Source organism: Streptomyces sp. ISL-12 (assembly GCF_018614415.1).
Classification (GTDB): Bacteria; Actinomycetota; Actinomycetes; order Streptomycetales; family Streptomycetaceae; genus Streptomyces.
The window spans coordinates 1-14,681 of sequence record NZ_JAGGOO010000046.1; the positions used below are offsets into that span (position 1 = coordinate 1).

The 14,681-nt window shown below is 69.7% G+C and carries 11 protein-coding genes and 4 pseudogenes; 5 read left to right on the forward strand and 10 right to left on the reverse strand.

Annotated features, from left to right (window positions below):
* Window positions 1-213 precede the first annotated feature (213 nt).
* The gene (locus tag J7I94_RS13280; RefSeq protein WP_308114561.1) at window positions 214-1,893 is read left to right on the forward strand and encodes a translation initiation factor 2; all 1,680 of its coding nucleotides are present in this window, start codon (window positions 214-216) and stop codon (window positions 1,891-1,893) included.
* Here J7I94_RS13280 and J7I94_RS13285 read toward each other — a convergent pair.
* From J7I94_RS13285 to J7I94_RS13325, 9 genes and pseudogenes are all read right to left on the reverse strand, one after another.
* Window positions 1,890-3,932: a hypothetical protein gene (locus J7I94_RS13285; protein WP_251075096.1), complete on the reverse strand. Its 2,043-nt coding sequence runs from the start codon at window positions 3,930-3,932 to the stop codon at window positions 1,890-1,892. The two genes, J7I94_RS13280 and J7I94_RS13285, sit on opposite strands and share 4 nt — an antisense overlap.
* Window positions 3,933-4,329: 397 nt before the next feature.
* Complete coding sequence (locus tag J7I94_RS13290; protein WP_251075103.1) at window positions 4,330-4,860, reverse strand: transposase; 531 nt, start codon at window positions 4,858-4,860, stop codon at window positions 4,330-4,332.
* On the reverse strand, window positions 4,857-5,396 hold the full coding sequence (locus J7I94_RS13295) for a winged helix-turn-helix domain-containing protein (protein ID WP_215167281.1): 540 nt from the start codon (window positions 5,394-5,396) through the stop codon (window positions 4,857-4,859). The genes J7I94_RS13290 and J7I94_RS13295 overlap by 4 nt, the downstream gene beginning before the upstream one ends.
* Before the next feature lie 88 nt (window positions 5,397-5,484).
* A pseudogene (locus J7I94_RS13300) lies at window positions 5,485-6,352 on the reverse strand (GNAT family N-acetyltransferase).
* 78 nt (window positions 6,353-6,430) lie between these two features.
* Window positions 6,431-6,595 (reverse strand): hypothetical protein, encoded by a 165-nt coding sequence (locus J7I94_RS13305; RefSeq protein WP_169749684.1) that lies wholly within the window; start codon window positions 6,593-6,595, stop codon window positions 6,431-6,433.
* On the reverse strand, window positions 6,592-7,713 hold the full coding sequence (locus J7I94_RS13310) for a radical SAM protein (protein ID WP_215167282.1): 1,122 nt from the start codon (window positions 7,711-7,713) through the stop codon (window positions 6,592-6,594). The genes J7I94_RS13305 and J7I94_RS13310 overlap by 4 nt, the downstream gene beginning before the upstream one ends.
* Window positions 7,714-7,888: 175 nt before the next feature.
* Entirely contained in the window at window positions 7,889-8,302 is a 414-nt protein-coding gene (locus J7I94_RS13315; protein WP_251075097.1) for a hypothetical protein, read from the reverse strand.
* Window positions 8,299-8,698 (reverse strand): annotated as a pseudogene (locus J7I94_RS13320) (ATP-binding protein). The gene J7I94_RS13315 and the pseudogene J7I94_RS13320 overlap by 4 nt, the downstream one beginning before the upstream one ends.
* 11 nt (window positions 8,699-8,709) lie before the next feature.
* Entirely contained in the window at window positions 8,710-9,135 is a 426-nt protein-coding gene (locus J7I94_RS13325; RefSeq protein WP_215167283.1) for a hypothetical protein, read from the reverse strand.
* 153 nt (window positions 9,136-9,288) lie between these two features.
* Between J7I94_RS13325 and J7I94_RS13330 the strand changes: the two genes are divergently transcribed.
* The 3 genes from J7I94_RS13330 to J7I94_RS13340 are packed head-to-tail and all read left to right on the forward strand — an operon-like array spanning window position 9,289 to window position 11,612.
* Window positions 9,289-10,389: a DNA-binding transcriptional regulator gene (locus tag J7I94_RS13330; protein WP_215167284.1), complete on the forward strand. Its 1,101-nt coding sequence runs from the start codon at window positions 9,289-9,291 to the stop codon at window positions 10,387-10,389.
* Between the two features lie 13 nt (window positions 10,390-10,402).
* Window positions 10,403-11,071 (forward strand): YdcF family protein, encoded by a 669-nt coding sequence (locus tag J7I94_RS13335; RefSeq protein WP_215167285.1) that lies wholly within the window; start codon window positions 10,403-10,405, stop codon window positions 11,069-11,071.
* Complete coding sequence (locus tag J7I94_RS13340; RefSeq protein WP_306522067.1) at window positions 11,013-11,612, forward strand: WbqC family protein; 600 nt, start codon at window positions 11,013-11,015, stop codon at window positions 11,610-11,612. The genes J7I94_RS13335 and J7I94_RS13340 overlap by 59 nt, the downstream gene beginning before the upstream one ends.
* Before the next feature lie 267 nt (window positions 11,613-11,879).
* Here J7I94_RS13340 and J7I94_RS38295 read toward each other — a convergent pair.
* Window positions 11,880-12,266 (reverse strand): annotated as a pseudogene (locus J7I94_RS38295) (mobilization protein); the annotation flags it as partial.
* Window positions 12,267-12,523: 257 nt separating this feature from the next.
* Between J7I94_RS38295 and J7I94_RS13350 the strand changes: the two are divergent.
* A pseudogene (locus J7I94_RS13350) lies at window positions 12,524-14,182 on the forward strand (tyrosine-type recombinase/integrase).
* Window positions 14,183-14,681: the final 499 nt, after the last annotated feature.

Consider the following 14,681-nt stretch of genomic DNA (forward strand, 5'->3'; position numbering starts at 1 on the left):
AAGGTACCCGCCCCGACCTGCGAAAACACCCATTTCCGCCCGCCGTCCCTCGGTAGACTGGACACTTATGGCGACGGGCGACGGGCGACGGGCGACGGGCGACGGGCGACGGGCGACGGGCGACGGGCGACGGGCGACGGGCGACGGGCGACGGGCGACGGGCGACGGGCGACGGGCGACGGGCGAACGGTTCTGTTCGCGGCCCGGTCGGCGGTGGCCCTCTACCGCCTGCTCGACGTGCTCCCCGTCTTCTCCGGTGACGACCGGATCACCCGCCTCTTCACCCTCGTCCCCGGTTCCGACTTCGGAGCGGACGCCCTCTCGGCGATAGACGCCCTCGGCGGCCGCACGGTCCCCTGGAGCGAGGCGTGCCACCGCTCCTACGACCTGGTCGTCGCCGCCAGCCCGAAGGGCGACCTGAGACTGCTGCGCGGCCCGCACGTCCTCCTGCCGCACGGCGCGGGCTTCAACAAGTCGATCCCCGGCGAGGGTTCGGCCGACTCGGCGTCCGGACTGGACCCGGCGTATCTGCGCCGGACCGAGCACGACGCCCCGATAGCGCTGCATGCCCTGGCCCACCCCGGCCAGGTCGCCACGGTGGCCGCCATGGACTCCAAGGCCGCCCGGCACGCGAAGGTGATCGGCGATCTCACGCTGGAGCGGGTGCTCGCCTCGTCGTCCCTGCGCGACCGCTACCGGGCGGCGCTGGGCACCGGTGCCCGCGAACTGCTGGTCCTGGTCTCCACCTGGGGACCGGAGTCCCTGATCCGGCGACACCCCGGCCTGCCCGCCGCGCTCGCGGCCCACCTGCCCCACGACGAGTACCAGTTGGCGCTCGTGATCCATCCCAACGAGCGCAGCCTGCTCGGCACGTACGAGCTGACCGAACGGCTGGCACCGGCCCTCGACGCCGGGATGATCCTGCCGGCTCCCCACGAGGAGTGGGCCTCCGTCCTGATCGCCGCCGACGCCCTGGTCACCGACCACGGATCGACCGCCCTGTACTACTGCGCCGCCCGGGACCGCCCCGTCGTGAGCGTCCATCAGGGCGGCGACGAACTGATCCCCGACAGCCCGATGGGCGTACTCCTCGACCGCGTACCGAAGCCGGGACGGGCCGAAGAGATCGTCGACGCGCTCCGGGCCTACCGGCCCGGCCCCGGACAGGCCGCCGCCGAGGCCGCGTTCGCGCCGCCCGGCGACGCCGTGGACCGTCTGCGGACCGAGGTCTACGCCCTGCTCGGCCTGGCACCGCCCACGCACACCCTCACCCCCCGGCCACTGCCCTCACCCGCGCCCGCCCAGCGCACCCCCGCGGCGTTCGACGTCCACGTGGAAACCGCCGAGACCACAGCGACCACAGAGACCACAGAGACCACAGAAATCACCGACCCCGAACCCACCGCCATCCGCATCACCCGCCACCCCGCCGGCGCCGGTCCGCCCGCCCACCACCTGGCCGCGGAACACGGCGCCGCAGGCGAACAACTCTGCCGCTCCGCCGGCCTGTTGTACCGCCGCCCGGTCCCGCCCTCCGCCACCCCCTCCGTCACCCCCGTGGACCTGGCCTGGACGGCCGACGGCTGGACCCGGCACGCCCTGTCCGCCTACCCGAACTGCCGCTCGGCCGCCGCGGTGCTGCCGTCAGGAGGGTGCCTGCTCAGAGTCCGCGGCCACGAGCAGACGTACGCCGTCCGGGCCGAACCACGCGCCGAAGGAGGCCGGATCGTACGGCTCGACCCCGCCGTAGCGCTGTCGGCCGCGTACGCCCGCCTGGTCTCCCCCAGGCCCGCCCCGGACAGCCCCACCACCCTGAACTGTCTCATCGGCGACCGGACCTTCCGCATCACCCTCCGCCCGGCCACGGACGCCGAAGCCACGCGGACGATCTAGACCAGGCCGTCGCGCCGCCGGAGGTTCCGGGCCGCGGCACGGTGCTCGTCGGCCTCCGCCACATTCCCCTCAACGGCGTCGAGTTCGGCGAGCGCGTCATGGACGCGTGCCAGGTCGAAGCCCGAGCGCCGTCTGTCGGCCCGCCCGAGCGACTGTACGTACAGCTCACGGGCCTCGCCCGTCCGGCCGAGGCGGTGCAGCACACCGGCGAGGGCGAACGCCGAGCGTCCGATCAGCCTCTCGCGCCGCTGCTCCAGGAACCCGGTGTACGCCTCGGACAGCAGCCGACGCGCCGCCTCCAGGTCACCCGTCTTCGCGCTCGCCTCCCCCATCCGATAGGTCTGGAGCAGGACGCCGTAGGGGTTGGGGATCGCCCGGTGCAGGTCGCGTGAGCCGGCGAAGTCGTCCAGCGCCGCACGCCACTCACCCCGGGCGCCCTTGAGCATGCCGCGGTGCTCGACGGCCGACGCGGCGAGCTTGCGGTCCCGTTCGGAGTCCCCCAGCAGTGCCAGGGCGGACATCGCGCCGTCGATCTGGTCCCGGGCCTCGTCCAGCTCCCCCGACTCCCACAGGAACCTGGCCAGTTGACAGCGCGTGCGCACCAGCCACCCGGCGTTCCCGCCGTGCCGGGCCGCCGAGTCGACGGCACGCCGGAAGACCTCGACGACCTCGGTCTGGTGGGGGTGGTCCAGGGCGTGCGTCCACACGGGCTCGGACAGGGCCACGACTTCCGTGTCCATCCCGCGGCCGTGGGCGAGGCGCGAGCACGCGAACAGCACATGGCGTTCCTCGGCCAGCCAGCGCGCCGCGCGTTCCGCCCGTCCGGCCCGCGTCCCGTCGTCCCCGGCCGCCGCCGGATCCTCCAGCGGAGCGTCCGGCACACCGGGAACGGGGTCGAAGAGATCCACGACGGTCAGCCGGCGCCCGGCGGCGAACCGGTCGGCCAGCTGGGCCTGCCGCACGAGCCAGCGCACCACCCTGACCTGTGCCTCGGCCACCACGCCGCCGATGTCCCCCGTCTCCCTACGGGACTGGCGCAGGGCGTGCCCGCGCTGCGGCCCCGGCAGCCTCATCTGGCCCGCCACCGTCAACGACAGCGGACGCAGGTCCAGTAACCCGGCCCGGTCCAGTTCCTCCAGGGCGTCCTGGCAGTCCTCCGGGTCCAGCCCCGACAGCGCGGTGGCGGAGTGCAGCGTGAACGTCTCTCCCGGATGGTGCGGCAGCAGCCGGTAGAGCAGGGCCGCCGGGCCGGACAGACCGGCGTAGGCGGTGTCCCAGATGTGCTCCACGCCCGACACCCCCTTCTCGTCCAGCTCGGCCTGAAGATCGGTGAGGATCCGGGACAGCGGACGCAGCCGGTGCGTACGCACCCACCGGCTCGCCACGTGCAGGGCCGCCGGGAGCCCGTCGCACAACCGGACCACCGCCCGCGCCGCCTCCGGATCGGCGGCCAGCCGGTGGTCACGGACGATCAGCTCCAGCAGTTCCATGGCCGCCCCCTCCTCCAGCGGCGGCAGCGGCAGCTCCACCGCCGCCCCGGCTTCGAGGTCGTGCAGCGGACCGTGACTCGCGACGATCACCACGCTGCCGCCGGACGCCGGAAGCAGCGGGACGACCTCCGAGGCGTAGCGCGCGTTGTCCAGCACCAGCACCAGCTTCGCGTCCGCGGTCCTGTTCCAGTACTGCCTGCAGCGGGCCGCGTACGGGGCCCGCACCTGGTCCGGCGCCACGTCGAGCGAATACAGCAGCTGGGAGAGCACGTCACCGGGGTCGAGCACGCCGTCCGCCCGGAAGTCGTCGAGGTCGACCGACAGCACACCATCGCTGAAGGAGTAGCGGTCGAGCAGCGTGCGGGCGATCAGGCCGGCCAGCTCCGTCTTCCCCGAACCACCCGGCCCGCTCAGCGCCAGGACCAGCGGACGGGACCGGCTCCGCCATTCCGCCACGGCCCGCACGGCCCGTTCCCGCTCCTCATCGCGGTTGACGAAGTACACCGGCTCCGGCGGAAGTTCGACCCTCACCACAGTCCCCTCGACCATCCACAGCACCCTGCGCGCACTGCCCGACGATCATGCACTCTAGAGACTTCCCCCTCCCGGCGCCCGGCAGAACGGAATCCTGGGGATCCTCGGCCGAGGTCGCGATGCCCCGGCGAGCGGGCGGGCCGACCGGAATCTCACCGAGCCGCTGCCCCTCCGGCCCCACACCCACATGACCAAGAAAAAGGAAAAACCGCAGGTCATAACCTCGACCTGCGGTTCACCACGGAGCCGCCTTCGGGATTCGAACCCGAGACCTACGCATTACGAGGGCCTGCAAGATCATCCCGACTACTACCGGGCGGTGCCGCAGAATCCTGTCTTACCAGGTCAGAGACCTGCAACCCCGATCGGTACGATGCCTACTGAGGTTGAACTCGTGATGTCGCTGGGTTGCTCAGGCGGGTCTGATGGTCAGGCCGGTCTCGGCGAGGCAGCCGTCTATGAGGTCGCTGCGGTACTGGATGTGCCGTAAGCCGCGTCGGATGCGCTGGTTGAGGTGTTCGGGGGTGCTGAAGGCGACGTTGGAGAGCCAGCCCCGTCGCAGGAGCGACCAGATCCCTTCGACGGGGTTGAGGTCGGGTGCGTAGGGCGGCAGGTAGTAGATGGTCAGCCAGTCCCGGGCGGCCGCCCATTCCCGCAGGCCGGCGGCCTTGTGAACGTTCAGGTTGTCCCAGACGAGGACGATCGGGCCGCCGAGCTGCTGGTGGGCGGCGATCAGCAGGTCCCGGTAGTCGCGCCAGGAAAAGCTCTTGCGCCCGTCGCGTTGTCCGTCGTCCCGGCGGGGCCGGTAGATCAGCCGGGACCGGTGGCCGGGCCTGTAGCAGGTCAGCGCCGCGATGGACACCCGTCTGCGGGAACGGCCCCGCACCCGCACCACCGGGGTGCGGCCGCGCTGTGACCAGGTCCTGGCCTGCGGCGGCGTCATGGAGAACCCGGCTTCGTCCTCGAAGACGAGCCAGGCCCCACGGGCCGCCGCGAGCCTTCCGCGCACGGCCACACCTCCTTGACCCATCCGGCGACCGCCTCGTCGTCCCGCTCGATCGCGCGTCGGGCCGGGACCTGGCAGGACCAGCCGTTGCGCACCAGTAGCTTCCGCACACCCTGGATCGTGTAGGTCAGGTGGAAGCGCCGGCCGATCACCGTCTTCACACGGCTCAGGGTCCATCGCTGGTCCTCCCAGCCGTGCGCGGCCGGTCCCTTGGCCAGTTCTGCCTCCAGCTGGGCGAACTGCTTTTCGCTCAGCCTCGGCAGTGACGCCGGCCCCTGTGACCGCAGGGCCCGCGGACCGCCCTCGTCCCACATCTGCCGCCATCGCTGCACCGAGCGGACGCTGACCCGCAGGTCCTTGGCGATCAACGAGCTCGCCTCGCCCTGGGCGAACCGCTCGGCCGCCTTGAGACGTAACTCCTCGCGGAACTGCTGCCGTTCGGCGGTCAGCCCGCCCCCTTGTGGATACCGCATGTCCCGGTGATACCGCACAGTCGACAAGCTGTCAGCTCCTACGACTCCACGAGTTCAACCTCAGTAGCAGGAACGTACCAAGCTTGCGTCAGACCCTCCTGTCGTGGAGAAAACCCAGCGTGGCGAGCCCTTCGCTGCGACAGAGGTGATCCGAGGCTCCCCGGACTTCGGTCTGGAGGAGCTGGTACACCGCGCCGTAAGTCTGGCCCCAGTGCATGGCCGCCCGCCACAGGTGCCGACCGAGTCCGTGGCCGCGAGCCTCTGGGTGCACGGCGAAGTATTGCGGCATGAGCTGGTCGGCACCCGTGGGGTCGGGACAGATCTCCATGGGGCCGATGGCACCGACAACACGACCCTCCACCACGGCCGCGAGGACCGGGCCGCATCCCTTGGTCTTCATCTGACGGTCTAGGAAGGCGAAGCCGTCGGCCGCCATGGTCTGGGCGAAGGCGGTAAAGGTGCCGCGGATGTGGAGGGGCCAGTCTTCGAGCCGACGGACGGGGCCGGCAGAGGGGGGGGCAGTACCGCGCCGTAAAGTCCTTGAGTTGGATGCGGACGCCATGTGTATGAGTCGTCTCCGGGCCCAGTGGCCGGACAACACGAGCAGAGGCTGCTCCGTGAAGGGCCGCGAGCTTCGCTGCGAGTTCGGCGGCCTGGTACAGGACGTCGCTCCGGTGACCGTAGGCGAAGACCTTCACCGCTCGTCGGCCGCGCGTCAGCAGAGTCGGGATGAGTGTGTGGTCAGGGTGGTGGACCACGTCGCCAGGAAGGACGACCTCCTGCTTCTCGTTGCCCCAGCGGCGGTCCTTGTCGTACGGCAGGAAGCGCCGGTCGGCGGCCACGAGGAGGGTGGCTTCGAAGAGGTCCACGGTCAGGGCGTGCGGGTGGACGGGGCCGAGGGTGGGCACGACCGGTGCGGTGAGCACGGGGCGGAGCCAGTCCCAGCGGAAAAGCATGTGGGCACCTTAGCGCTGTACATGAGGGTGCTCCGGCCCGTCGGTGGGACGGGCCGGAGCACATCGGTCGGGCCGGAATTAGTGGGGGTTGTCGTCGCCGGCGTCGCAGGAGCATTCGGCGCTCTCGACGACGTCATCCAGGTCCGCAACGAGCGTCACAGCGGCCGATGCCACCGGCGGCGCTGCGCGGCGCGCACTGGGGGGCGAGCCTGTCAGGATCTGCACCGGTACGGGTCCGGTCATGAGGTCACCTTCTCCTTGTCTCCGTGCTGGCAGTAGCTGTGCAGCGGCGCCTTCGCCTCCTGGTAGTGCTTGGCCAGGGGACGGCAGACCCGGCAGGTGCCGGACAGGGCGCAGCCCTCGCACCCTCCGGTGCGAAGCATCAAACGGTCGGCGATCGTGCCGAGCCGTCGCAGTCCTTCGATGCCTTCGGCCATGAGGTCGATCTGGTCGTCGCGGCCGACCTTGCAGATCGAGACCTTGGCGTGCGGGTCGGCGTGGAAGAAGGTGTGGCCCGCGTTGCATCCGGCGAACGGCTTGCGCTGGCGCAGGTGGTCTGCCGACTGGGCGAGGAAGGGTTCGCCGCCGCCGTAGATCGTCGGGATCATGTTGGTGTACGCGTGGTGCTCCACGCCCCACTCCTGTGCGAGCGCGGCCATTTCGTCGGCTTCGCTCGCGTTGTCCTCTGCGACCACGATGTTGATGCGCAGCGGCAGCCCTGCGGCGCGAGCGGCGTCCATGCCGCGCCGGAACGCCTTCCACGCTCCGCGCCGCTGGGTGAGCGCGTCGAAGGACTCCTCGCTCGCGCCGTACATGCTGACGACGAGGCGGTACGGCGGGCACTCCTGGAAAAGCTGGAGCAGGTCGGGGCGGAACAGCAGGGAGCCGTTGGTGGAAATCGTGAGCATCATTCCGGCCAGCCAGGCGTACCGGTAGGCGTTCTGGAAGTGCGGGTCCATGGTCGGTTCGCCGCCGGTGATCTGGAGCCAGATGACGCCGGCCTCGCGCATGATGTCCAGGAGCTTGACCTTGTCCTCCCAGGTGAGGCCGGAGAAGGGACGTTCGCCGAGATAGCAGTGCTTGCAGCCGAAGTTGCATCCGAGGTTGATCTCCCAGGAGGCCCGGCAGTATCCGTACGTAGACGGCTCGCGGATCAGGACCGTGTCCGCGGTCGGGGCGCCGGCGACATCGAGACCCCAGGCTTCGGCCGCCAGGTCGACCGCCCAATCGGGCAGGGGCTGCGCACCATCGGCGACGTGGAGCTGCTCGTAGTGGGTGGCCGGGATTCGGGCGCCGGATCGTGCTCCGGGGCGCAGCAGGAGGTGACCGTCGAGAAACGGGGCGGCGATGAGCTGATGCATGGCGTGCCCTTCATGGTTCGAGTCGGCAGTGCAGGGAGCAGTCCGGGCATGCGCGGCCCGAGATCGGGTCGGTGCCGCTGCCGCCGCAGGTCGAGCAGAGGTCAGCGCTCGGGGTTGGCGGCGGGAGCTGGACGCGCCCGAACAGCAGTCGGTCGCCTGCAAGGGCGGCGTCCAGTTAGGTGTCGAGGCGAGCGGCGCCTGCGGACTGCGGCAGCGGGTCGAGACCGAGCAGGAGGATCGCCTGGTCGGTGCGGGTGACCAGTTCGATCCAGGTACGGCGAGTGGGTAGCTGCAGTCGCCGGGAAGCCTCAGGGATGTGCAGCAGCACGCGGTCGCCGACGAGTTGTAGGCAGCTCTCCAGCTCCGGGATGACTTCAAGGGCTCCGGTCAGGCCACCGAGGCGCGCGGACAGTCGCCGCATTCGGTCCTCCGCCGGCACGGCGGTGCCGCCATCAGTCAGGACCGGGGTGTGCGTGATCAGGATGTGCGCGATCTCCCGGCCGTCCGGTCCGGCACCCTGCCAAGTCCAGGCTGCGAGCGACACCAGTAGGCGTAGATCAGGGCCCGGCGGGGTGAGAGCGACGCTCATGCTGACGTCCCACCCGGGGCTTTGAAGCACGACCAGACGATCTTGCCGAACGGGGTGCGGTCCTCCACGCCCCAGCCGTCGGCTCGCGGTCACCAGGAGCAGCCCGCGGCCGGCGGTGTCCGTGTCGCCGGGATGACGGGGGTGGGGGTGCTGGCGGCGGCTGTCGTGTACTTCCAGGCGTACGACTTCGTCGTCGGCGTCGAGTCTGACGAGAAAGCCGCGGCCGGGATCAGTCCCGTGGAGCACGGCGTTGGTGGCGAGTTCGGAGACGCAGAGTCGGACGTCGTCGCCTCGGTCCAGCACACCCCAGATGGTCAGGGCCTCGGTGGTGAAGGCCCGCGCCTCGCTGACCGATTCGGGCCGTGACTCGAAGAACTTCTGGATCGTCTTGGTCATCGCGATGGTCCTCACGACTCGGCGTCCACGACACGGGTGGTGCCGGAGCGTGTGCGGTGGACGGGGGCGCGTCGAGAGACGGTTGAGGGTTTGGGGCGCGGGCACCGGAGCAGCAGCAGCCGGGCACCGGCCGATTCGATCTGTCGCCCGCGTTCGGCCGCTATGGTCTTCGGGCCCAGGTGGGACATGGCGGGGGCGACGACGCCGTAGACGTCCGGCAGCGCGAGCACGTCAAGGAGACCGGTGAATGCCGCCGAGGAGGACCCGGCAGCGACACGGTCGGTGAAGAGGCCGGACAGTTGCAGCTCGTGGCTGCGGCAGTACTCGGCCAGCGAGGCGACCAGTGCGTCCTGCCGTGCTCGGGGCACGCGTACCAGCCGCAGGAAACCGTAGACGACCGGGCCGCTGACCAGGCGATGTTCCGTGAGGGGTTGCATGCTCAGGACCGTCCAATGGCTCGACACGTGGTGACGCTTCGAGCATGTCGGCGGACCACCTCGTTGCAAATCACCGCCTGTTCTACTTCCGTTCCACTTCCGTCCCGCCGCGTCGTCGCGTCTGCTTCGATGACTGGTGGAAGGGAGTGACGCGTGGCGACCGTGCACCACTGGACCGGGCTTGAGGCCAAAGCATTGCGGCTCGCCCTGCGGCTGAGCGTGCGGGCCTACGCCGAGCGTCTGGGCCTGGCGGTCGCGACCGTGTCCAAGTGGGAGAGCAAGCTCGCCGCCACCGAGCCGAGACCCGATACCCAGGCCATCCTCGACACCGCCCTCGGACGAGCGGACGCCGCAGTTCACTTGCGCTTCGAGACCCTCCTGTCGGAAATGGCCGGCAGCGTCGCGACCATCGGCAGACGTGTCGCCTCGTCCGGCCCCAGAGCGTGGGAGTACGAGTCATGGGCCGATGACCTCGACCGGGTCGTGGTCTCCCTGTCCCGGCAGAACTTCGCCTTCGCCGACAGCCTTCTCACTCGGTGGCTGTGCCGATTCAAGGCCCATGAACTGGACGAGAAGGGCCTGTACCTCTTTGCCCGCTCCACGGCCTTACTTGGTGACCTCAAACGCGACCAAGGCGTTGTCCTGGGCCCGCTCTCGGCCCAGCATTCCTACGCCGGTGCCCGGACGGTCTTCACCCAGCTCGACGTCCCTCGACGCGTCGCCCAGCTCGATCTGTCGCTCGCAGTCGTCACCGAGATGTCCGGCAAGCTGGAAGTCGCCGCCCGCAACTACGAGAGCCTCGCCGTCGACGACCGGCTCTCTCGCCGCGACCGGGCTCGCGCAAGGCTGTGGGTGGGGACGGCGCTGAGCAAGGACGGCAAGCACGACTACGCGACCCGCGTCATGCAGGCAGCGACCCGCGAGTTCGAGGACCTCACCGATCCGGACGACTGGTCGGTGGCCCACCAGAAGCTCGCTCTGGCCCGCCGCGGCGCCGGCGATCTCTCTCAAGCCCTGCACTTCATCGACATCGCCCGAAGCAGCGGAACGACCGACTCACCAATGCAACGCGTACGTCTGGACACCGCTCACGGCCACATCCTGCTCTCCGATACAGCGACCCAGGATGATGGAATCCTCGTCCTCGACCAGGCCGCCAAGGTGGCCGCGCAGTACGGACTCGTGCACCAACTGCGCAGCATCGAGGGCGTCAAGGCCATGAGCGAGGGGCTGACCGGCCCCCGGCAACGGTGACCAGGGAGAACGCGTGCGCAACGACCATCAGGGCATCACCGAGAACCAGTGGCACCAGGCCAAGCTGATCTGGGACTACCACCAGATGCAGCACGAGCTGCGCCCCGTCGACGTGGGAATCGGACTGGGCAGCCACGACCTCGGCGTCGCAACCCGCTCCGCCGAGCTGTACCGCGCCGGGCTGTTCCAGACCCTGGTGTTCACCGGCGGCAACAGCCCCACCACCGCCAAGGTCTTCCCTCGCGGGGAGGCAGTCCACTTCCGTGAGCACGCCATCGACCTCGGTGTCCCCGCCGACGCCATTCTGCTGGAGCCCCACGCGGCAAACACCGGACAGAACATCACGCTCTCCCGTGAGGTCCTCGCCGCCTCCGGCATCCATCCGACGACGGTGCTGCTGGTCTCCAAGCCGTACATGGAACGGCGATCGTTCGCGACCGCCCGCAAGTTGTGGCCCGACATCGAGTTTCTCTGCGCGTCGGAGCCGCTGGAGTTCGACGACTATCTGAAGAGCATCGGGGACGAAAAGCTCGTTCTGGACATGCTCGCCGGCGACCTCCAGCGGGTCATCGAGTATCCGAAGCTCGGATTCGCCATCGAGCAGGAAGTCCCCGAGGACGTACATGCAGCGTACGAATCTCTCATTCGCTCCGGCTTCACCAGCCGCCTCATCTCCTCGTGAGCAGCCTGCTCCCGGCGGGCTGTGCGCGATCCACCAGCCCAATCTGTTCCCGAGGCTGACGACGCTGGCCAAGCTGTTCGCGGCGGACTACTGGATCGTCCTGGACGATGTGCAGTTCACCCGCCGCGACTACCAGCACCGAGCGCGCCTCGCCGCCATCGACGAACCAGACCGCCAGCAGTGGCTCTCCATCCCCACCCACCTCCCGAGCGGGCGATCCACCCTCATCCGAGACGCGCTGATTGACGACGTCGAACTCGCCTGCCGAAGAACCGCTGGAATACTGCGGCAGACTTTCGGAACCAGCCCACACTGGCCCTCCCTCGCCCAGGCCCTGAACCCGGTGTTGGATTCCTTCGCCACAGGGCGGACCGCGGCGATCGCGGAGACCTCCACCCGCGTGCTGCTCGACCTGCTCGGCTGGCGTGGCCGGATCCTCAGTAGCAGCCTCTGTCCGCCAGACCGGGCCGCTCCCTCCGACTCGCCGACCTGGCCGCCGCGACAGGTGCTCGTGCGTACCTGTGCGGGACCGGCGGCATGAACTATCTCGACCCGTCCCGTTCGCTGCCAGGAACATCACTGTGGCTGCCTTCCGGCCCCCGACTGCCGGCATCTGGCCGACCGCACGCCGGCTCAGTGCCCTGTGGGCACTGGCGTCGCTCGGCCCAGACACTCTGGCTTCTCGTCTCCGTGCCGTTGCCGACGACCATGCCGCACTCGGGGCCGCCGTACCTGAACTGCGATCATCGGCAACGTCTGTCTGAAGTGCCAGCAGTCCGGAGCGACGAATGGCTGCCCCCTGCAATCGCTACCGCCGAGAGCGGCCCCCTCGCTCCGGAGCGGTAACTGGCTCCGGTGGACGCTGCTGGACCGAGGCTGCAGTGCTGGCCGCTGATATCGACCGCGTCGAGCGGATGCGTGCGGCTTCGGCTTGGCTGATACGTACGGGGTTGCGGCCGGTGTACTGGATGCGTGTGATCAAAACCCGCGCCGGGCGGCGGGCCGTGTCGAGTTCGCGTTGCTCGGCGGCCTCCTTGAGGAGCTGGTGCGGTTTGTGGCCACCGGCCTCCGCATCCGCGAGGACTGCGGCAAGAGCAGGCCAGTTCTCGTCGGCGAGGATGCGTTCGGCATGGTCGGGGACGGCGGCGCGGACGTCGCGGGCCAGAGTGCGGCGGGCCCGTTCGCGCGGCAGACGGCACTACGGAAGGCGCGCCGCGACGAAGACCACGCGCGCTACCACGCCGAGACCGCCCCGAACGCCGACCGTAAGGCCGAGGCCCTCCGCTCTCAGGCCCGTGCCGCCGAGGCGGCCGACGACGCCGCCAGCCAACTGCGCAGAATCCGCGCGTTCATCCAGGAAGAGGGCGTCACGCCCCCGTCCCTATGGCCCGACGTGGCCACCGCGATCGACTTATCCGGGAGCGATCCCGAGACCACCGAGGAGAATGATCTTTGAAGGGCTCCACCTACCGCCGCTGCTCCTGTCGCGACCCGAAGACCGGCAAGGAACTCGGCACCTCCTGCCCCAAGCGCAACAGCAAGAACCACTGCACCTACTCCGTACGCCAGGAGCTCTCGCCCCGCGAGGACGGCAGCCGGCGCTCCTTCGCCCGTGGCGGGTACGGCAGTCTGAAGGCCGCCCAGGCCGACCTCGACCACGTGCGCGCCCTCCTCGGGCTGGCCGAATCGGACGACCCCGAGGGCACCGAACTCATCGCCGAGATGCTGGCCGAGGTCAGCCGCGAACGGTCGCCTCTGCCCGAGGTCGAGGAGACGAGGCGGCGTCTCAACTCAGGCCAGGACCTCATCGGCAGCCTGACCGTGGCCGAGTGGCTCGACCGGTGGCTGGCCGGCAAGCGCATACGCAAGTCCGGCCTCAACCGCTACGAGACCGACATCCGCGTGCACCTGAAGCCTCGCATCGGGAACCGCCGCCTGGACCGGCTCCGCGTGAGCCACCTCAGCGAGATGTTCACCGACATCCGCGACGCGAACGCCCAGATCCTGGAGGACCACGCTCAACGGCGCGCCGCACTCGACGAGCTGGCGACCATGCCGTGGAAGGGCGGGGAGAATCGCGCCCGCCGGAAGACGATGAAGACCGCGATCGATGAGATGCCGCCCTTCCGCCGCGTCACCGGCCCCGCCACGCGCCAGCACGTCAAGGCCACCCTCCGCGCGGCCCTGAACGACGCGATCGGGCAGCAGACCATCACCTTCAACCCCGCCGCCCACGTCGAGATCGATCCCGTACGCAAGCCGAAGGCGCTCGTGTGGACGGACGAGCGGGTCGCCAAGTGGGAGCAGACGGGCGAGAAGCCGTCACCGGTGATGGTCTGGACGCCGCAGCAGACAGGAGCCTTCCTCGACCTCGTCGCCGAAGACCGGCTGTACGCGATGTGGCACCTGATCGCCTTCCGCGGCCTGCGCCGTGGCGAGGCGTGCGGGCAGCCGTGGTCGGAGACGAACCTCGACACGCACGCCCTGACCGTCTCCTCCCAACTCGTGCAGGGCGGCTGGGAGGTCTAGGCGTCCGACCCCAAGACGGACAGCGGGTATCGCGTGGTCGCCCTCGACGACGACACCGTCGACGTCCTGAAGCGGCACCGTGCGCGGCAGGACGCGGACCGCAAGGAGTGGGGCACCGCCTGGGTCGAGACGGGGCACGTCTTCACCCAGGAGGACGGCTCCTGGCTCCACCCGGGCAAGGTGACCGATCTCTTCGAGCGCCTCGTCACCGCATCCGGACTCCCGCCGATCCGCCTGCACGACCTCCGCCACAGCGCCGCCACCCTGATGCTCGCCGCCGACATCGACATCAAGATCGTGTCGGACACCCTCGGGCACAGCGACACCCGCATCACGCGGGACATCTACCAGAGCGTCCTGCCCCAGGTCGGCAGGAGCGCCGCCGAGGCGACGGCGAAGCTGGTCCCCCTTCAGCGCAAGGCCGAGGCCGAGCGGGCGGCGCGCAAGGCCGCGAAGAAGGAGAAGGCCAAGAAGGCTGCGGCCAAGAACGCCGGCAAGGCGAAGGGCGGCAAGCTGAAGACGAAGGCGAACGCCCCGGCCAAGGGCGCCAAGGAGGCCAAGCGCGGCAAGTCCCAGAAGTAGGTCCCCGAGCTGCTTCGCTCACGCAGGCAAAGTCACGCCAACCCGGCCGTGTGACCCGTCATGCCCCGAGCAACAGAAAACCCCAGGTCACGGGCTGTGTGACCTGGGGTTGAATGGAGCCGCCTTCGGGATTCGAACCCGAGACCTACGCATTACGAGACCGTGAGCGATCATGTCGCCGGATACCGCTTGATGCCGCCGAGTGATGTCGTGCCTGATCAGAGTACTTACGGCAGGTTGCCCCCTGCTACCTCGTCCTACCCCGTCCAAAGGCGTCCGGCCACCGAGCGGCCACCGGATCGGGCACTCCCGAAGCAGCGGGTCTCGAATCGTTGAGTTGTCGGACCCGAACAAAGCCCCCACCCACTGAACATCCGGGCCACCGCCACTTGCCACTCCAGCCGTAGATCGTGATCTTCATGTCCGGGATCCGGCTTGCCGCCGGTAGCGACTGGTGCGTGATCACGCCTGGTGGCGGCCACCCCATGGCCCCCCGGAA